The sequence below is a fragment of the Rickettsiales bacterium genome (genome assembly GCA_041396965.1).
Classification (GTDB): Bacteria; Pseudomonadota; Alphaproteobacteria; order Rickettsiales; family SXRF01; genus SXRF01.
Map to the genome: position 1 here is coordinate 155,581 of JAWKXN010000001.1, position 18,743 is coordinate 174,323.

At 40.7% G+C, this 18,743-nt stretch carries 18 protein-coding genes; 7 read left to right on the forward strand and 11 right to left on the reverse strand.

Annotated features, from left to right (window positions below; translation table 11 throughout):
• Positions 1–166: 166 nt before the first annotated feature.
• The 10 genes from R3D71_00790 to R3D71_00835 form a co-directional block, all read right to left on the reverse strand.
• Positions 167–1,048, reverse strand: a complete 882-nt coding sequence (locus R3D71_00790) for a prepilin-type N-terminal cleavage/methylation domain-containing protein (GenBank protein ID MEZ5690186.1) — start codon at positions 1,046–1,048, stop codon at positions 167–169.
• Positions 1,049–1,346: 298 nt separating this feature from the next.
• Positions 1,347–4,010, reverse strand: coding sequence for a pyruvate, phosphate dikinase (ppdK, locus tag R3D71_00795; protein ID MEZ5690187.1), 2,664 nt, complete (start codon positions 4,008–4,010; stop codon positions 1,347–1,349).
• Between the two features lie 29 nt (positions 4,011–4,039).
• Entirely contained in the window at positions 4,040–6,028 is a 1,989-nt protein-coding gene (gene glyS / locus R3D71_00800; protein MEZ5690188.1) for a glycine--tRNA ligase subunit beta, read from the reverse strand.
• The gene (locus R3D71_00805; GenBank protein MEZ5690189.1) at positions 6,021–6,377 is read right to left on the reverse strand and encodes an aspartate 1-decarboxylase; all 357 of its coding nucleotides are present in this window, start codon (positions 6,375–6,377) and stop codon (positions 6,021–6,023) included. The genes glyS and R3D71_00805 overlap by 8 nt, the downstream gene beginning before the upstream one ends.
• Positions 6,374–7,198: a PhzF family phenazine biosynthesis protein gene (locus R3D71_00810; GenBank protein ID MEZ5690190.1), complete on the reverse strand. Its 825-nt coding sequence runs from the start codon at positions 7,196–7,198 to the stop codon at positions 6,374–6,376. The genes R3D71_00805 and R3D71_00810 overlap by 4 nt, the downstream gene beginning before the upstream one ends.
• Before the next feature lie 43 nt (positions 7,199–7,241).
• Positions 7,242–8,087 (reverse strand): glycine--tRNA ligase subunit alpha, encoded by an 846-nt coding sequence (locus R3D71_00815; GenBank protein MEZ5690191.1) that lies wholly within the window; start codon positions 8,085–8,087, stop codon positions 7,242–7,244.
• A gap of 109 nt (positions 8,088–8,196) precedes the next feature.
• Positions 8,197–8,664: a DNA polymerase III subunit chi gene (locus R3D71_00820; protein ID MEZ5690192.1), complete on the reverse strand. Its 468-nt coding sequence runs from the start codon at positions 8,662–8,664 to the stop codon at positions 8,197–8,199.
• A gap of 11 nt (positions 8,665–8,675) precedes the next feature.
• Positions 8,676–9,299: a hypothetical protein gene (locus tag R3D71_00825; GenBank protein ID MEZ5690193.1), complete on the reverse strand. Its 624-nt coding sequence runs from the start codon at positions 9,297–9,299 to the stop codon at positions 8,676–8,678.
• A gap of 8 nt (positions 9,300–9,307) precedes the next feature.
• Entirely contained in the window at positions 9,308–9,913 is a 606-nt protein-coding gene (locus R3D71_00830) for a hypothetical protein (GenBank protein ID MEZ5690194.1), read from the reverse strand.
• Positions 9,906–11,405 carry a leucyl aminopeptidase gene (locus tag R3D71_00835; protein MEZ5690195.1) on the reverse strand — a complete coding sequence of 500 codons (1,500 nt, stop codon included), beginning with the start codon at positions 11,403–11,405 and terminating at the stop codon, positions 9,906–9,908. Before R3D71_00835 ends, R3D71_00830 begins: the two co-directional genes overlap by 8 nt.
• A 124-nt stretch (positions 11,406–11,529) precedes the next feature.
• Here R3D71_00835 and R3D71_00840 point away from each other — a divergent pair, with 124 nt between their 5' ends.
• The 3 genes from R3D71_00840 to lptG are packed head-to-tail and all read left to right on the forward strand — an operon-like array spanning position 11,530 to position 15,033.
• Positions 11,530–12,768 carry a DUF3137 domain-containing protein gene (locus tag R3D71_00840; GenBank protein ID MEZ5690196.1) on the forward strand — a complete coding sequence of 413 codons (1,239 nt, stop codon included), beginning with the start codon at positions 11,530–11,532 and terminating at the stop codon, positions 12,766–12,768.
• Between the two features lie 13 nt (positions 12,769–12,781).
• Positions 12,782–13,891 (forward strand): LPS export ABC transporter permease LptF, encoded by a 1,110-nt coding sequence (lptF, locus tag R3D71_00845; GenBank protein MEZ5690197.1) that lies wholly within the window; start codon positions 12,782–12,784, stop codon positions 13,889–13,891.
• Positions 13,888–15,033 carry an LPS export ABC transporter permease LptG gene (lptG, locus tag R3D71_00850; GenBank protein ID MEZ5690198.1) on the forward strand — a complete coding sequence of 382 codons (1,146 nt, stop codon included), beginning with the start codon at positions 13,888–13,890 and terminating at the stop codon, positions 15,031–15,033. The genes lptF and lptG overlap by 4 nt, the downstream gene beginning before the upstream one ends.
• Positions 15,034–15,287: 254 nt before the next feature.
• Here the strand turns inward: lptG and R3D71_00855 are convergent, their stop codons facing one another.
• A complete protein-coding gene (locus tag R3D71_00855) occupies positions 15,288–15,824 on the reverse strand; it encodes a cell cycle transcriptional regulator TrcR (GenBank protein MEZ5690199.1) in 537 nt (178 codons plus the stop codon).
• An 86-nt stretch (positions 15,825–15,910) separates the two neighbouring features.
• Between R3D71_00855 and R3D71_00860 the strand changes: the two genes are divergently transcribed.
• From R3D71_00860 to gltX, 4 genes are all read left to right on the forward strand, one after another.
• The gene (locus R3D71_00860) at positions 15,911–16,696 is read left to right on the forward strand and encodes an enoyl-CoA hydratase-related protein (protein ID MEZ5690200.1); all 786 of its coding nucleotides are present in this window, start codon (positions 15,911–15,913) and stop codon (positions 16,694–16,696) included.
• Between the two features lie 73 nt (positions 16,697–16,769).
• Positions 16,770–17,048: an AbrB/MazE/SpoVT family DNA-binding domain-containing protein gene (locus R3D71_00865; protein MEZ5690201.1), complete on the forward strand. Its 279-nt coding sequence runs from the start codon at positions 16,770–16,772 to the stop codon at positions 17,046–17,048.
• Positions 17,049–17,390 (forward strand): type II toxin-antitoxin system PemK/MazF family toxin, encoded by a 342-nt coding sequence (locus R3D71_00870; protein MEZ5690202.1) that lies wholly within the window; start codon positions 17,049–17,051, stop codon positions 17,388–17,390. It abuts the gene before it with no gap.
• Entirely contained in the window at positions 17,383–18,699 is a 1,317-nt protein-coding gene (gene gltX, locus R3D71_00875) for a glutamate--tRNA ligase (protein ID MEZ5690203.1), read from the forward strand. Before R3D71_00870 ends, gltX begins: the two co-directional genes overlap by 8 nt.
• Positions 18,700–18,743: the final 44 nt, after the last annotated feature.

Sequence of the window (18,743 nt, forward strand, 5' to 3'; positions counted from 1 at the left end):
ATTTATTGCTAATAATAATTTTTATTGTCTACACCTAGATAATACAGGTTTTTTCTTATAAAATCACGTTAATTTTTTTTTACGACCATTGTTTTATAAAGATTTTATTAAAAAAGCCCCCTGAAATTTTCAGGAGGCTTTTTAACACTAATATTATGTGTTAATACTAGTTAAAACGCATACGCAAGCTACATGCTGGAGTATCACCACCAGTAGCTGTGCTACGGTTATAAGTGTCATTTGTAGCGGTGGCTGAAGTTCCGATCACACAGTCACCAGAAGCACCAGTTGTATTAGTCCAAGTAGGCTGCGAACTGCCTCCAAGAGCTGCGAATAATGTATCAGCGGTAGTAGACATAGTAGCGTGCCCACGGGCTTGTACTATACCAGTGTTAGGCAGACCATCATCAATCTTACTGTCTATATTGAAAGCCTCAACTGGAGTAATAGCGCCACCAACAGCTGTAGCGTAGGTAGCAGTACCAGCGCCACCAGTAGTAACACCGGTAACGTTAGCGATTACATAATAGTTAAGGCCACCACTAGAGCCAGCCAACCAAACACCACCACGACCAGTTTTAGCCGATGGGAAGTATAAGTCAGGAGTAGGGGACGCGGCCATTTGAGCTGCCGTTGTTATAGCGGTTCCATACGAACCATCAATAAGATTAGCGGCAGTAAGCTGTTGCCAGATTAGTAGAGGTTCACTTACAGGAGCGTTAAGATTAGAAGATGAAGTGCTCTCAACCAGTCCATTACCGTTACCACCAACGGTTAAAGAACCAGCCGCCGGATTAATACCAAAAGAGTTCGCTTCAGCGAATGTGAGATCCCCAGGTAGAGCATTAAATCTTGTTCTAAACGCGTTCATAGAAGCATTATATTTTTCATACTGAGCTATCGTCGCACGCACTTCAGCGGCTTTTACTAGATATTGACCAACAAGCACACCGCTCACTATAAGCCCAATGATTACCAACACTATTGATAATTCGATAAGGGTGAAACCCCCACTGTTATTGAGCTTAGGATTATTAGTATTTTTCATCAAACGCTCCTATAAATTAGTTACAAACACAATTTATTATACATCAAAACAATCATATGCAGTCGCTCTAACAGGAAAAGGTATCGTTCCAAATTGATACGGTTCGTCCTATGATTGCTCTAATGCAACAAAATGTCCAAATATTCTACAAGGTAGCGATTAAAGGTTAAATATTCGTTAGCAAGCTTTTATATTAAATTAGATATGTCATCTACACATCATGGAATAATAAGATAATATATTAATAATCAATATCTTACGATTATTTATAAATAACTTCGTCAAAAGCTGTCATAATTTAATTTATTTTCGCTTGAGCGGCGGCAAGGCGGGCTATTGGCACACGGTAAGGCGAGCAAGACACATAATTAAGCCCTGCTTTTTGACAGAAATATATAGAAGCTGGATCTCCTCCGTGTTCACCACAAATACCTAATTTAATTGTATCTCTGGTCTTTTTGCCACGACTGGCGGCTATTTCAATAAGCTCACCAACACCGGATTGATCTAATGACACAAAAGGATCTTGCTCTATAATTCCCTGTTTTTTATAAGACTCTATGAAAGAAGCCGAATCATCACGAGAGATTCCAAGAGTAGTTTGAGTAAGATCATTAGTTCCAAAGCTAAAAAACTCAGCGTGTTCAGCTATTTCTTCCGCACGTAGAGCAGCACGTGGCAGCTCAATCATCGTGCCAACCATATACTTAATCTCTACATTCTTCTCTTCCATCACCGAACTAGCGACATTATCCACCAGATCTTTGAGAATGTTCAATTCTTTTGGCATCATAACCAGTGGAATCATTATCTCTGGTATTACATTATCTTTTCCTTCCAGAATAATGGTAGCCGCCGCCTCAAAAATAGCTCTTGCTTGCATCTCATATATTTCAGGGTAGGTTATGCCAAGCCGACATCCACGATGTCCAAGCATTGGGTTTTGCTCTTTAAGTTCATGAGCGCGCATCCGCACTGTTTCTATGCTAGTTCCGGCGGCGTTAGCTACTTGCTTTATATCTTCCTCCGTATGTGGAAGGAACTCATGCAGCGGTGGGTCAAGCAGACGTATAGTTACCGGAAGTCCATGCATTATACTAAATAGTTTAATAAAATCATCACGCTGCATCGGAAGTAGTTTGGCAAGAGCATTTTTACGACCTTCAGAGCTTTGCGCTACGATCATTTCTCGCATAGCGGTTATGCGTTCAGCGTCAAAGAACATATGCTCAGTCCGACATAATCCCACACCTTCAGCGCCAAAACGACGAGCTACTTCCGCGTCAAGAGGTGTTTCGGCGTTAGTGCGTATTTTAAGAGAACGTATATCATCAGCCCAGCCCATCAGCTTATTAAAATCGTCGGACAGCACAGGCTGCACTGTGGCGATTTCCCCAAGCATTACCTCACCAGTTCCACCATTAATGGTTATAATATCGCCCTCTTTTACAGTGTAACCACCTGTTTTAATTTCTTTTTTGGAGTAATCTATATGTAATTCACCAGCTCCCGACACACAAGATTTACCCATACCACGCGCGACAACAGCGGCGTGACTGGTCATTCCTCCTCTAGCGGTAAGTATACCCTGCGCCGCGTGCATTCCATGAATATCTTCCGGTGAGGTTTCTATTCTTACCAATATCACCTTTTCCTTATGCTCAAGAGCCATCGCTTCCGCGTCTTCTGCGGTAAATACCACCTTGCCAGACGCTGCCCCCGGTGAAGCCGGCAGCCCAGTCGCTATAACGGTCTTAGCGGCTTTTGGGTCAAGGGTAGGGTGCAATAGCTGGTCAAGCGATAGCGGGTCTATACGTTTTATCGCTTCCTTTTTATCAATTACTTTTTCTTCTACCATATCAACGGCTATCTTAATAGCGGCGCTCGCCGTACGCTTACCGTTTCTGGTTTGTAACATCCATAATTTATTGTTCTGAATGGTGAATTCTATATCTTGCATATCACGATAATGTGACTCTAGCTTATCAAATACATCGGTAAGCTGCTTGTAAACCTCAGGCATAACCGCTGGCATTTCATCAAGTGGTTGCGGAGTACGGATTCCGGCTACCACATCTTCACCTTGCGCGTTTATTAGAAACTCACCGTAATATTTACGCTCACCAGTTGATGGGTTGCGGGTGAAAGCGACACCGGTCGCGCAATCACTACCCATATTGCCAAAAACCATTGACTGTACGGTAACTGCCGTTCCCCAGCTTTCTGGTATGTCGTGCAGCCGGCGATAGGTGTTAGCCCTCGGATTCATCCATGAGTCAAATACCGCGCGGATAGCGCCCCAAAGCTGTTCATTTGGATCTTCTGGGAAAGCCGATTTTTTTTCCTCAAACACTTTTTCTTTATATTGTTTTACCAGATCTTTAAGGTCATCAGCCGATAACTCGGTATCAAGATCAATCTCACGCTCTCTTTTCTTATCTTCTAATATTTCCTCAAAATGATAATGCTCAACACCAAGCACGACATCACTATACATCTGGATAAACCGACGGTAACTATCGTAGGCGAAGCGCTCATTACCGGTTTTTTTAGCCAGAGCCTGCGCTGTAGTATCATTTAATCCAAGATTAAGCACAGTATCCATCATACCAGGCATTGAGGCGCGCGCGCCAGATCGTACCGAAAGTAGCAAAGGGTTATCGGAATCACCAAAAACCATTCCCACAGTCTTTTCTATTTTGCCAAGAGCCTGCGTTACTTCCGCTTTAAGATTTTCTGGCATATTTTTATTGTTGGCGTAATAACCTATGCAAACGTCAGTGGTTATGGTAAAACCAGGAGGAACCGGCAGGTCAAGTGAGCACATTTCCGCTAGGTTAGCGCCTTTTCCACCAAGCAAATTACGCATGGAACCATTGCCATCAGCCGCTCCGCCAGAAAAGCTATAAACCATTTTTTCGGACATTTCTTCTTTAAGTTTTGTGCCTGTTTGTGCGTTCATTTTTTACTTCCTTTTGAATCTTATCCTTTTTACCCTTCAATTTGCGAGAAATTGGCTACTTTATTCATAATATTTTGAGCGAGGCATAATATAGATAATCTTGCTATTCGTAAATTTTTATTTTCACAATTAACCATTATTTTATCAAAAAATTGGTCAAGCGGTACACGAAACTTTGTCATCTCCAACATGGATTCAGTAAATTTATTTTGATTTATCAGATTATTAATTGTTGATTCAGTTTCCTTTAACAAGAGCAGAAGATTTTTTTCCTCTTCCTGTTCAAGTATAGATTTATCTATATTTTTGTTAAAATAACTGGTTTTATCCTTCTTTTGCTCAGCACTGACAATATTCGCTGCTCGTCTGTAAGCGGCAAGAAGATTGATACTTTCATCCTGTTTTAGGAATTCCTGTAAGTCTTCCGCTCGTATCTTTATCAGAAGAATATCATCATCGCCGCTACCAATCACCGCGTTTATAGCGTCATACCTTATTCCGCTATCTCTCAACTGAACTTTAAGTCGTTCATGGAAAAAATCCATTAACTCACTGCTAACAAATTCACTAAGCGGCAAATGTATATTATTCTCAAGCAATATTCGGATAACTCCTAAAGCTGCACGACGCAGAGCGAAAGGGTCTTTACTACCGGTTGGTTTCTCACCGATAGAGAACATGGAATTAAGCGTATCCAGCTTATCGGCAAGTGCCACACAGACAGAAACAGGATTTGTCGGCACGCCGTCACTTGCTCCCGCTGGCTTGTAATGGTCGCAAATAGCGTCCGCTATACTTTGCTGTTCTTTTTGCTGTAAAGCGTAATATCGTCCCATTATTCCTTGTAGTTCGGGAAACTCTCCAACCATACCGGTCACTAAGTCAGCTTTACAGAGGAGAGCGGCGCGGTGTACTAGCTGTGGATCAGCTTTTGGAAGGTATTTGACAATCTCTAAAGCTATCTTTGTTATCCGTTTCACCTTATCCGCTATCGTTCCAAGCTTCGCGTGATAGGTTACGGATTTTAGTCCTTCCGCCCAGTCAGATAATGGTTTATTGCGGTCGCTATTCCAAAAGAAACGAGCATCAGAAAAACGGGCGCGCAAAACTCGTTCATTGCCGGAAATTATAGATTTGCCATCATCTTCAGTTCGCATGTTAGACGTGATAACGAAATATGATGATAGCTTACCGGCACTATCTTGTAACGCGAAATATTTTTGATGCGAGCGCATGACCGTTGCCAGCACTTCCGGCGGCAGATCCATGAATTCCCCGTCAATTTTACCAACCAATATATTCGGATATTCTACTAATCCGGTTACTTCCTCAAGTAGAGGTTCATCAGTTTTTATGGTGAGACCATAGGTGGCGGCTTCTCCATGAGCTTGCTTGATAATAAGGCTTTTGCGTTTATCCCTATCAGCTATAACAAAGGATTTCTCAAGCAAGTTTTCATAGTCTTCCGCTGAGTTTATCACGATTTTCTCAGGAGCGAGGAAGCGATGACCATAGGTAACATTATTTCCTATGATACCGGCAAACTCTACTGGGACATTTTTCCAATTAAAAATACATAGTATGTTGTGTAAAGGACGCACCCAACTTTCATTTTTCTCACCCCAGCGCATTGATTTTGGCCATGAGAATTTAAGCAGAGTTTCCTCAATTAAAGGCTTTATTATTTCAGTAGTTGGTTTTCCTTGTTCATGTATAGTCGCGAAATAAACCCCATCACGTTCTTCAACTTGCTCCATTTTTAGGTTGTTTTTTTTAAGAAATCCATTGATAGCAACTTCTGGCGCTCCAACCTTAGGACCTTTTATTTCCAGCGTTACGTCGGGTTGAACTTCAGGAAGGTCACTTATTATAACAGCTATCCGGCGAGGAGTAACAAAAGATTTTCCGCTCGCATTATCAAGTCCATCGGCTATAGATTTAAGCAGACGAGAAGCCGCCGCCGCTTGCATACGAGCTGGTATTTCCTCCGAAAAAATCTCTAAAAGTAAATCAGCCATTTTCTACTATGTTGTTTTCTTCGTCAAAAATCAGCACTTTCGGCTTATGTGTTTTTACTTCCTCTTTTGTCATTTGGGCGTAAGCGATTATTATTAGGGTATCGTTGGGGTCTACTAGGTGAGCCGCCGCTCCATAAATACCAACACGCTTGCTGCCGGCTTCCTCTTCTATGAGATAAGTCTGGAAACGTTTGCCATTATTTACATTTAGAACATCAACCTGTTGACCAACAAACAGATTGGCACGATCCAAGAAGCTTTTATCAACACCCATTGATCCGTTGTAATGCAGTTCGCTGTGGGTAGCTCTTATGCGATGCAATTTACTATACATCATAGTTAACATCATGCGATAGCCTCCTTTTTAGAGTTTTTATTGGAGAGATTTATCATATCCTTTAACGCCGTAATACAGTTTCCTCTGATTAACAAGCGTTCACCATCCAGTTCTATCTTCACTTCCCCACGTGTCTTTGATGCCTGCATGGCAAGAAATTCTGTTTTGTCAAGCCTATCTTTCCAATAGGGGGCAAGGAAACAATGCGCGAAAACACTCACCGGATATTCATTACACTCACCATTGGCAGCAAAAAAACGTGATGCGAAGTCGTATTTTCTTGTCGCTGTCGCTGTAGTAATTATAATACCGCGAGCTTGAACCGCGCTAAGTTTTTTCACGTTGGGTTTTATTCCAAAAAGTGTATTCAGATTTTTTACTTCTACTAAGTAATCATTATCATTTTTCTCGCAGTTAATAACATCCGTACCAATTATTCCCTCTATATCAATATCATTTACTTGTTTGCCAGGTAGAGAAGGTAAATCTATCTCAATTTTTCGGTTTTTTATAATTTTGGTTTTAAGTAAACCAGCAGCGGTATTAAAGGTGACTATATCACCAGCTTGCGCTTGTCCAGTTTGCGCTAAAACATGGGCTGCGGCGACAGTAGCGTGTCCACAAGACAATGTCTCACCAAATGGAGAAAACCATCTAAGATGAAAATTAAGAGGAGAGTTTTTCACGACAAAAGCAGCCTCACCAAGATTAGCGCGCGCGGACAGCAACTGCATCCTCTTATCAACAGGAAATTCATCTAATAAATAAACAGCTACCGGACTTCCCCTAAATGGGATAGGAGTAAAGCTGTCTATAATCCATAAATTATGCATAGTCTGTCCCAATCATTTTTTTATATTACTCATTTTATGTTATTTATGCCGCTTCCACATATTTTTCACAGCAACCTTTAGCAAGGCTCCTTACTTTACCTATATAGGCGGCTCGTTCAGTAACTGATATTACTCCACGCGCGTCTAGCAAGTTAAAATAATGTGAGGCTTTTATACATTGGTCATAAGCCGGAAGCGGTAGATTTTTAGCTAGCAAGGACTCACATTCTTTTTCGCAGTCCTCAAAATGCCGTAGCAATATGTCAGTATCGGCATATTCAAGATTGTAAGCGGAAAATTCCTTCTCCGCGCGTAGGAATACATCACCGTAAGAAATGCCAGCCCCATTGAAATCAATATCATAGACATTTTCTACACCTTGTATATACATGGCGAGTCGTTCTAGACCATAGGTTATCTCGCCAGAAACCGGTTTGCACTCAATCCCACCAACTTGCTGAAAATAAGTAAATTGAGTTACCTCCATACCATCGCACCATACCTCCCAGCCAAGCCCCCATGCTCCTAATGTTGGTGATTCCCAGTCATCCTCAACAAAACGTATGTCGTGTTTAAGTGGATCTATGCCAAGTGTTTTCAGGCTCTCAAGATAAAGTTCCTGAATATTATCGGGTGATGGCTTAAGTATAACCTGATACTGGTAATAATGCTGAAGACGGTTAGGGTTTTCTCCATAACGACCATCCTTTGGTCTACGTGATGGCTGAACATAAGCGGCTTTCCAATGTTGCTTGCCAAGCGCGCGCAGCAATGTCGCCGGATGGAAGGTGCCGGCTCCTACTTCCATATCATATGGTTGGAGTATAACACACCCTTGATCCGCCCAGAATTGATGTAAATTAAGGATAATCTGCTGAAATGACAGCATTATTAATGTCCTAACTATTATTTATTTGCTTCATTGAGCCAACTTTTAAGCGTTTTTAACCGCTTTTTCAATCTTTTTCGTAAGTTGTTTGTAAAATATAAACAATACTCTAAGCCGCCTTTTGCCAGACTCCCGACTCACTTTGCTTGAAATAATTTATTTGATATTGCTCATCTTTGTATTTTTTCCACCTTTTTCTAGCGCTCTCAACCGCGTATTTATCTTTGCCATCAAAAATATCCACTATCTTATCAAATTTATCAGATTGGGTTATTTCTCTACCGTCGGTAATCATAAGTAAGTTCGCTGAGTTAATATTTTCCATTTCACATGATATTAATATGGGTTGTTTTTCAGCCAATTTATCATCATAAATCCCATGTGGAAGGAAGCTGTAAGGCTCGTATTTCCAAAGTAAATTATCTACTGCTTTTGCCTGTTCTATTGAAGAAACTGTAAGCAGGGTACGATAGCCAGAGGCGATCGCTTTTTCCAAAAGAGCGGGCAGCGCCTTGTCAAAAGAAGAGGTGGTCAGATGATAAAAGTTTATGGTGGTATTAACATTATTAGTTGTCATATGTGGTGTAGTTAGTTTATTTTATTTGTATCTGACGGATATAAATTTGTTCGGTTGCGCATAGCCGCAATTTTTTTGCGTGCATCCAATAATTCTTCCTCGGAAATAATGCCATCTTCTCGTAACCATTTGAATCTAATGGATTCTTTGTAATATGGCTTGTCAAAATTAACTTTTATTTCTTTTTTCCGTCTGCTTTCATAACGACGTTTATTAATTTCACCAAGAATAATTTTCTGTTGCCCATCGTGAATAATCGCTATTAGGGGATGTGTTTGTATGTAGCTGATAGCGGTTGGTTTTTTATAGATATACTGAAAGAAATTATAAATAAATAACGCGGATGTTATTAAAGTTGATGCATATAAAAATTTAGAAGATAATCCTGCGAATAGAAGATCATAACTTATTATGATTATAATAAAGCTAATGTAGCATATAAATATATACTTAAAAAGATGGAATGGTTTTTCTAATTTGAACAACACCCTATCGGGTATTAAATCATACGAAATTGAATTACCAACTTTCTTTCCATCTTCTGTAAAGCTATATTCTAGCTCATTATCCTCAAATTTTAATTCCGTCTTATAATAAGATGGAAAATATTTATTGTTAGTTTGCTTAAATAGCATATTGTCCCCTATAGTTGCCCATTATCTGCGCTAGCTATTATTGCGGTGCGGGCTTTTTCAAATTCCTGAGTGGATATAAAATTGTTATCTTTTAACCAAAGAAACTTGTTCATTTCATCTTCAGGATGGTTTAAGCTGTCTACTTCTCCGTAAATCCTGATAATTTCTTCTTTTTTACGTTTATATATTTCACTAATAATAGATTGATGGCTATTGTCATGAACAACCACTATATCACCCATATTAGTTGGAATTATGGTTGCGTCATATCTTCCAAAAAACAGACCAATGATATAGATAATTATTGCAATAGACATAAAAAACCAAAGGAAGCCTATGTCCATTTTATCAATACCGACTGGCTTATCAAGATATTTACTTCCATAGTATGCGGCGGCAACAGCCACAGCAATAGATGCGGACATAAAGCTCGTATATGTTCTATGAAAGCTTTCTACGTGATTTTCATCCGGTACTTCTACATAAGGGATAGAAAATCCTGTTTTTGCGTATTCATCACCTACGCTATAATGAAAATACTTAGCACCAAAACCATGTTCAATTTTAACGAAAGGGAATTTTTTCTGAAAAAAATGTACTAGCTTGCTACTCATAATAATCAGCTACTAATTGGTTAAGCAGGCGTACCCCATAGCCAGTTCCGCCTTTTGGTATAATCTCACTATCTTTTTTACTCCACGCCACACCAGCGATGTCAATATGCGCCCATGGCACATTATTTACGAAGCGCTGCAAGAATTGGGCGGCGGTAATTGAACCAGCCTCACGGTCTTTACCAATATTTTGCATGTCGGCGATGTCAGAGTTTATTTGCTTATCATAAACCTCAGCAAGCGGCAATCGCCAAACTTCCTCACCGATTTTTTTGCCGGTATTAAACAGATTTTCGGCAAGCTTGTCATTATTAGAGAAAATTCCAGCGCGGCTAGTGCCAAGAGCCACGATTATCGCTCCGGTAAGGGTTGCCAGATCCACGATAAATTTCGGTTTGAACTGTTCCTGCGTATACCATAACGCGTCGGCGAGAACTAATCTACCCTCCGCGTCAGTATTAAGTACCTCTATGGTTTGCCCAGAATATGATTGTACCACGTCACCAGGGCGTTGCGCGGTGCCAGATGGCATGTTTTCCACCAGCCCGACTACACCAACAGCGTTCACCTTTGCCTTGCGTCCGGCAAGTGCCTTCATCAAGCCGATTACCACACCAGCGCCACCCATATCCCATTTCATTTCTTCCATGCCGCCGGATGGTTTTATGCTGATTCCACCGGTATCAAAGGTCACGCCTTTGCCAACGAAGGCAAGAGGAGCTTCTTTTGATTTTTTGCCTAGACCGTTCCACTTCATAATCACAAGCTGTGACTCATAGGCAGAGCCCTGACCAACACCAAGTAGTGCGCCCATGCCAAGATTATACATTTCCTCTTCACTCAATATCTGCACTTCTATACCAAGTTTTTCAAGTGTTGCGCATTCTTCCGCCAGCGTCTCAGGGTTTATGACATTAGCCGGTTCACTCACCAAGTCACGAGTAAATATGACCCCGTCAGACACCGCTTCCAACTCACCATATTTCTTTTTGGCTTCTTTATGATTTTTCAGCGCTACCGTAAAACTATTCAATGTTGGTTTTTCATCAGCGGTTTTTTTAGTAAAATATTTGTCAAAATTATAGCTACGTAGCCTCATTCCATTAGCGATAAGCGCCGCCGCCCGATCCGATGATACATTGCCTATCTTATCAACCTCAATAGCTAAAGTCGCTGATTTCACCCGAAGGCTGTTTAGTTTAGCGCAAAGCCCTCCACCAAGCTTTTCAAGAGAATTCTCCTCAATATTTTTAGCTTTACCAACGCCAGCTAAAATAGCGAAATCAGCCCTTGCTCCTTGCGCGAGACTAACCGAGAGGAACTTTCCGCTTTTTCCCGAAAATTCACTGCTTTCTATCGCTTTGCTGAGAAGACCACCGGCTTTCTTATCAATTTCCTTTGCTTCTGGTGAGAGCTTCTTATCCTCTCCGATAAGAAATATTACCGCTTTATCAACTGTTGTTTTAGTAAGTTCAGAGAAATGTATTTTCATAATTTTTGTTCCTTTTTTCCATTAACTTTTTTGTGATTATTTGTGATTATAAGGTGACTACATAAGAATACAATGATAATATGAAAACCATTTGCAAGTTTACCGTCAGTTTTGTGGGAGGGTTATGGAAAATTTTGATGAACATAATTTTAAGAAATATTTTGATGAATTTGCCGCTAGCTTAGAATCAAGTAGGAACTATAACAAAAAAATATTTATTGTAATGGTTTGTATGGGTACGCTTCTGATATTAGGCTTGCCTTTTTATATTGATTGGCTAGCAGCTTACATTGACATTATATTAAATAAATTAGCGGTTTACACTGCTGTTTTGCAAGGGGTAGATTTTGTTAAAACAGATTACACCACCCCATTTTTTATATCTCTTTATTCGTTTTTTATAATAATATTTAGCATAACTATCGCTGTTCGTCCTATCTTTAAGTATCGCGGTAAAAATAAAAAAGCAGGAATGGTCGCACGGGATTATTCACTTAAAGACCATGTTTATTCGCATTTGTTAAGGTATTTTGGAAACTTTGAGTTTGCGCCTGACGGCGGAACATTTCCTCTTGATATAAAAAAATCTACCATAATCCCACCTTATCAAGTTTATACCGCTGAGGATTATATAAAAGGTGTTATAAATGAGTGTACGGTAAAAATCGCTGAAACAGAACTTGCTAACATAATTGATAAAAAGCGTGTGGCTATTTTTAGAGGTCTTTTAATAATTATAGATATAAGCGAAACGAATATTAAACTGCGCGCGCCATTTTCCGGAAACACAGTACTTATCGCGGATAAACAGAAAAATATTCCAGAAATAATCAAAAAATATGCTGAATATAATAATGTTAAATTGCCTGAAAAGGAGATAGAAGACATGTATGAGGCTTTCTCTACTGATGTGGCTGAGGCAGAAAAACTTTTATCAGCAGATTTTATAAAATCTATTTCGCTTTTACACAAACAACTATCCAATACAAAGGAACAAAGGCAGCATTTTGATGACAAAATGGCTTATATTGTGCAGGCATTACTTGATTATACAGCATTGCCATCTATAAGAAAATCTCCTTTAGATGATGAGTATAATAAGCTGTATAAAAATAGTCTGGATTTAACAAAAGAAAATCCCATAAGTTCAGAAATAGACAGCATAAATCAATCGATCCAAGCCGAATTTTATGATGATAAGTTGCTGATTACTATTCCTCTAAAAGCAGATCTTTTTGAAACAGATTCTATGTTTGAAAAAGTTATTAATGATGAAGATAGAGTATTATTATTTAATATAATGCAGGTAATATCACAAATCACCCAACATCTAAACGGTTACTTCAAGTCAAGATATAATTAGTGTATAGCAGCTAATGTATCACTATAACAAATATATAATAAGACATTTGGTTCATTCTTTCTCGCTGATAGTGTTCAGCCTAACCTCTATAGTTTGGCTCACGCAGGCATTACGCTTTGTTGAGTTCATAGTAAATCAAGGTGTGTCCATTTCTCTGTTTTTGCATCTTACCATGCTGCTTATTCCCTCACTGCTTATAATTATATTGCCGCCTGCTATGTTCTGCGCTGTGCTGTTTACCTATAACAAACTTACTTCCGATAGTGAGCTGGTGGTTATGCAGGCGATGGGGCTTAGTCGCTGGAAACTAGCGAAGCCAGCGATAATAGTGGCGTTCATGGTAACTATTTTTGCTTATTCCATATCATTTTATTTTCAGCCGGTGAGCTATAAGAATTTTCGTGATATGCAATCGTTGCTTAAAAATAATTATGTATCTCTGTTGGTGCAGGAAGGGGTATTTAGCAATCCAGTAAATGGGCTTACGGTTTTTATTCGCAATCGTGACGCTGATAATAAACTGCATGGTATTTTAGTGCATGATAGTAGGCAGCCAGATAAATCCATAACCATGATGGCGGAGTCAGGTGAATTAGTGGAAACTCCTAAGGGACCTCGCTTCCTGCTTGAAAATGGCAATAGACAGGAAATAAAAGATGGTAGACTGTCCTTCCTTAATTTTGATGAATATACTCTTGATATTAGCCTTTACACCAAATCTATAACCAGTAGAAAAGCAGATGAAAGAGAACTTTTTGTTGGCGAGCTTCTTGGTTTTAACGGTGATGAGGCTAATCTTACAAAATCTGAGATAATTAAAAGGCACGCAGAGGGTCATCAACGTATATTATGGCCTGCCTACATAATGAGTCTCACTTTGGTCGCTATCGCTACTCTTCTTTCCGGTCAGTTCAATAGAAGAGGGCAGTGGCGACGGATAACAGCCTCGGTAATTATGGCGACACTTATGTTATTTGCCGCGATTGGCATAAGGGGCGCTATGGCCGTTCATGAGTTTATGGTTCCGGTTGCTTATATCGTTCTGCTGATACCGGTAGTTGCTACTTATTGGATATTATGTGACCACGTGCCATCCAGCAACGTTAGGCGGAGAGTGACATGAGACTGCCCCTAACTTTATCCTATTATATAGGCAAATATTTTTTGCTATACATAATGGTCGCCCTGTTTGGTCTGCTTGCCGTGACTTCACTGGTTGATATACTTGAGTTGATACGTCGCGCTGGAAAAGTTGATGGTGTCCCGTTTCATGTTATATTAAGCCTAGCTTTGCTTAAAATGCCTAGCTTTGCTATAAAACTTATCCCTTATGCTGTGCTCATAGGCAGCATGGCATCTCTTAGCCGTCTTACTAAAACGCAGGAACTTATAATAGCGAGATCCGCCGGTGTGTCGGTGTGGCAATTTCTTTCTCCTGCTGTAATTCTGGTTTTTATCCTTGGTGTATTCGTAACGACTGTATTTAATCCGTTTGCCGCCGCGCTCATGACCAGAAGTGATCAGATGGAGAATAGATATTTATCCGCTAGCGCCAGCCTACTTGCGGTATCACCATCAGGTTTGTGGCTTAGGCAGTTAGAAGATATAGAACCTTCAGCGGAAAGCAACATTAGTAAAAGTAGAACAGTAATGGATATAAGCGAGCACATAATTCATGCCGCAAGGCTCTTGCAAGATGATATGTCTTTTATGAAAGTTATTATTTTTTCTTTTGATCGCGACAAGAAATTCGTAGAGAGGCTGGACGCTAAAAAAGCTATACTAATTGGTGACTATCTTTTGCTTAGCGAGGTGATACGCTCTATTCCAGGAAAAGCATCGGAGAAAATAGAAGAATATAAGCTGCCAACCAGCCTGACATTAGAGCATATACAGGATAGTTTCGCCTCGCCTGAGACTATCTCATTCTGGCAGTTACCAAATTTTATTGATATGCTGGAAGAGGCTGGTTTTTCTGCCTTAAAACATAAATTATACTGGCATACGCTGCTTTCATCACCTTTTTTGATGGTCGGCAGTGTGTTAATAGCGGCAGTTTTCTCATTGCGTCCACCACGTCGTGGTAAAATCGGTATATTAATAGTGTCAGGTGTGATAACAGGATTTCTCATCCATTTCTTTAGTGATATAGTTTTCGCTTTCGGCGCGGCTGGAACCATACCGATAAGTCTAGCCGCTTGGACACCTTCGCTGGTGGTGATAATGATCGGCGCTTCCTTGCTGCTTCATCTGGAAGATGGCTAGATAAGAGTTAGGCATCAGGCGTTAGACAATAGAGATTAGGGGACAAGAAGCATGACCAGCAGGTCATGCCAGCCGTGAGCGTGCCCCATGTAAGAATCAGTGGATTTTTACGGGGACAAAAAACAATGAATTGGAGTTTAGGGAACAAGAACTCGGTCAATAGACCGAGTGAGCCATCAGCCAGCGAAGCTGTACGATCCTTCAGCAATGCTCCATGCGAGGGACAGGAGTCCCGTAGCGGGAGCAAAACTTAACTATTGCTGCGCTTCCTCGGCGGGTTTTAGGGTAGCGACAGCGGCGTCAAGGAGAGTCTGTGTGCAAAGTCCTAGTAGAACCGGATCTCGAGGTTTAATGTTGCTACTGTTCCAGTGAGTTTTGTCACGTACCGCCATTATAGTATTCTTAGTCGTACCAACCAATTTGGTTATCTGGCGGTCACTCATTGTTGGATAGTTTTTTATCAGCCAAGCTATCGCATCCGGCTTATCTTGACGGCGGGCGATAGGTGTATAGCGACTGCCTTTAGCCTTCTGATTTATATATTTCTTCGCATTATCGCGTATTTGCAGAAAACTATCAGGATTTTCTTCACATTCCTGTATATTTTCTTTGGTAAGTTGCCCGCCAGCTATAGGGTCTTGTCCACGAATCCCAGCATAAACCTCACCATCAGCAATGCCCTGCACTTCCAGAGGATGCATCCCGCAAAATTTACCTATCTGTTCAAAGCTTAATTTAGTGTTCTCAACCAACCATACGGCGGTAGCTTTTGGCATTAATGGTAATGTCATGTTCTTTTCTCACGAATAATTGGATATGAAGCAGCTACATTTAGTTGTTTCTTTTCAAAAAAACAAGTATTTTAATGTTTATGACTATGGCAGCCAATCAAAAATCAGTAATTAAGGTTAAAAATCATAATAATATAGCGGTTATAACTCTAAACCGTCCACAGGCGGCAAACGCCTTTAATTCGGCTATGGCAAGGGAGTTAATTGAGGTTCTTACCGCTATTTCCACTGATATAAGGACGGTAGTGCTTACGGGGGAGGGTGATAAAGCGTTTTGCGCTGGCGCTGACCTTAAAGAACGTCATAATATGAGTTCGGATGATTGGCGCGCGCAGCACCAGCTATTTCGCGCTGCTCTAAAATCGGTAATGGATTGTCCGATTCCAGTGATAGCGGCGGTCGGTGGAGTAGCTTATGGCGGTGGCTTTGAACTTTCTCTTGGCTGTGATTTTATCTACGCCAGTGATAACGCTACCTTCGCCTTGCCAGAAGTGTCACTTGGTATTATGCCGGGTATGGGCGGAACACAAAATCTGCTTCTTGCCGCTGGTTTAAGGCGAGCGAAAGAGATATTATTTACCGCCAAACCAATATCAGCTGATACAGCCTATAGCTGGGGCATCGTAAATCGGGTTTTTCCGCAGGAAAACCTGCTGGAGGAGGCGATTGCCTGTGCTCAAAATATAGCGAAAAACGCACCACTTTCTCTAAGAGCTGTAAAAGCGGCGAGTGGACATAATTTCCAAGATTTCTTAAATAATGGTCTGGCTCGTGAGTCAGAGCATTATCAGAATTTATTAAATAGCGCTGACCGGATGGAGGGCATCACCGCTTTTAATGAGAAAAGAAAGCCAGAATTTAGTGGTAAATGATTTGCCTGTTGTTATTTTAATATTTTATGTATATACTTTGTATAGTATATATTAACTATTACGGTACCGCAAAATGGAAACAAATATAAATAGTTGGGGTAATAGCCTTGCGGTTCGTATCCCAAAGGTCTTAGCGAAAGAGCTGGGATTTGAGGAAAATTCCATAGTAAATATGGAGATTGTTGACGACAAGCTGGTCATTACGGCTAATCCTTTTAAGAAGTTAAAGTCTCCTTACAAATATACTCTGAAAGATTTGCTTGCGAAAATTCCAGAGGATTATAATCCAAACACGGATGAGGAGGCGCATGAATGGCGGAATTCTCCTCCAGTTGGTAGGGAATTTTGGTAAATGTCCGTAAAAAAATATATTCCGTCTCGTGGCGATGTTGTCTGGATGGATTTTTCTCCTCATGCCGGTAGTGAGCAGGCTGGTCACAGACCGGCTTTAGTTTTATCTTCATTATCCTATAACAGGATAGGATTAATGCTGGCTTGCCCCATTACAAGCGTAAAAAAATCACGACCGTTTCAGGTGATGATTAAAATGGACAAGATAAACGGCTTCGTTCTTGCGGATCATATGAAAAATCAGGATTGGCGGATTCGTAGTGCTGTATTTGCTGGAAAAGCGCCAAAAAAAGTGCTACAGGAAACTCTTTACATGATTTCGTTGTTATTGACAGATGATTAAACTCCGCTTCGCGCCGTCTCCTACTGGCTATTTACATATTGGTAATATGAGAACCGCTTTGGTCAACTATTTGTTCGCCCGTAAAATGGGTGGCGAGTTCTGGCTGAGGATAGATGATACCGATACGGAGCGTTCTAAACGTGAATATGAGGATGCCATTAAGGAAGATTTTATCTGGCTTGGTCTTGATTGGGATGGTTTTTTCAAGCAATCAGAAAGATTTGATCACTACGAGCAGGCGAAACAAAGATTAATAGAAGTAGGCAGACTTTATCCATGCTATGAGACACAGGAGGAGCTGGATGTACAGCGCAAAATGCAAGCCTCACGTGGATTGCCGCCAATCTATAACCGTGCTGCTCTTAAGCTTTCAGAAGCGCAAAAAGCCGAGTATAAGGAGCGAGGGCTAAGACCGCATTATCGCTTTTTGCTTGAGGATAAACCGATTATCTGGAATGATTTAGTGCGTGGCGAGGTGCGCTTACAGGCGACCCATATGAGCGATCCGGTGCTTATTCGCGAGGATAACATCCCGCTCTATACATTATCCTCAGTGGTTGATGATGGGCAGGAGGGAACTACCCATATAGTTCGTGGTGAGGATCATGTCTCTAACACTGCCGTGCAAACACAGATATTTGAAGCTCTTGGTTTTGCCGTGCCGGAATTCGCTCATCTCGCTTTACTTAAAACCAAAGACGGTGAAATGTCCAAGCGTCTTGGTGGAAATGACATAAGGGCTTTGCGTGAGAATTCTATAATGCCGATGGCGATAAATTCACTGTTGGCGAGAATAGGTACTTCAGATGCGGTTGAGGTGTTTGATGACATGCGACCACTTATTGAGAGTTTTGATTTTAATAAATTTGGTCGCGCGCCAGCTAATTATGACGTTGATGAGTTGAATAAATTAAACGAGAAGCTACTGCATAGTTTGCCTTTTTCTGAGGTGAAATATTTAATTCCATTTGCCAGCGAGGAATTCTGGCTTTCAGTGCGCGCTAATATAAAAAATATCGCCGAAGTGAAAATGTGGTGGGACATAATTAACGGTGATATAAACGCAGAGCTTAATCATGATGAAAGAGCCTTCCTGCGAGAAATTTACCATTTATTGCCACAAGATGTGTGGGATGATACTAGTTGGGATAGCTGGCTTGCGGCTATAAAACCAACCACTAACCGCAAAGGTAAGGAGCTTTTTATGCCAATCCGTAAAGCTCTGACCGGACTTGAGTATGGTCCAGAATTTAAGAAGCTGTTGCCACTTTTAGGCATGGACAAGGTAAGGCAAAGGTTGACCGGCTGAGTTTTTATGTATAGGCTTAAGCGTTAGAGGTTGGCAGCGGATTT

Coding starts and splice junctions, on each gene's coding strand:
- glyS (MEZ5690188.1), bottom strand. CDS start 6,028: ATGGCTGATTTACTTTTAGAGATTTTTTCGGAGGAAATACCAGCTCGT.
- gltX (MEZ5690203.1), top strand. CDS start 17,383: ATGATTAAACTCCGCTTCGCGCCGTCTCCTACTGGCTATTTACATATT.
- lptG (MEZ5690198.1), top strand. CDS start 13,888: ATGAGACTGCCCCTAACTTTATCCTATTATATAGGCAAATATTTTTTG.
- ppdK (MEZ5690187.1), bottom strand. CDS start 4,010: ATGAACGCACAAACAGGCACAAAACTTAAAGAAGAAATGTCCGAAAAA.
- R3D71_00815 (MEZ5690191.1), bottom strand. CDS start 8,087: ATGCTGTCATTTCAGCAGATTATCCTTAATTTACATCAATTCTGGGCG.
- R3D71_00825 (MEZ5690193.1), bottom strand. CDS start 9,299: ATGCTATTTAAGCAAACTAACAATAAATATTTTCCATCTTATTATAAG.
- R3D71_00810 (MEZ5690190.1), bottom strand. CDS start 7,198: ATGCATAATTTATGGATTATAGACAGCTTTACTCCTATCCCATTTAGG.
- lptF (MEZ5690197.1), top strand. CDS start 12,782: ATGTATCACTATAACAAATATATAATAAGACATTTGGTTCATTCTTTC.
- R3D71_00835 (MEZ5690195.1), bottom strand. CDS start 11,405: ATGAAAATACATTTCTCTGAACTTACTAAAACAACAGTTGATAAAGCG.
- R3D71_00855 (MEZ5690199.1), bottom strand. CDS start 15,824: ATGACATTACCATTAATGCCAAAAGCTACCGCCGTATGGTTGGTTGAG.
- R3D71_00820 (MEZ5690192.1), bottom strand. CDS start 8,664: ATGACAACTAATAATGTTAATACCACCATAAACTTTTATCATCTGACC.
- R3D71_00840 (MEZ5690196.1), top strand. CDS start 11,530: ATGGAAAATTTTGATGAACATAATTTTAAGAAATATTTTGATGAATTT.
- R3D71_00805 (MEZ5690189.1), bottom strand. CDS start 6,377: ATGATGTTAACTATGATGTATAGTAAATTGCATCGCATAAGAGCTACC.
- R3D71_00830 (MEZ5690194.1), bottom strand. CDS start 9,913: ATGAGTAGCAAGCTAGTACATTTTTTTCAGAAAAAATTCCCTTTCGTT.
- R3D71_00860 (MEZ5690200.1), top strand. CDS start 15,911: ATGGCAGCCAATCAAAAATCAGTAATTAAGGTTAAAAATCATAATAAT.
- R3D71_00865 (MEZ5690201.1), top strand. CDS start 16,770: ATGGAAACAAATATAAATAGTTGGGGTAATAGCCTTGCGGTTCGTATC.
- R3D71_00790 (MEZ5690186.1), bottom strand. CDS start 1,048: ATGAAAAATACTAATAATCCTAAGCTCAATAACAGTGGGGGTTTCACC.
- R3D71_00870 (MEZ5690202.1), top strand. CDS start 17,049: ATGTCCGTAAAAAAATATATTCCGTCTCGTGGCGATGTTGTCTGGATG.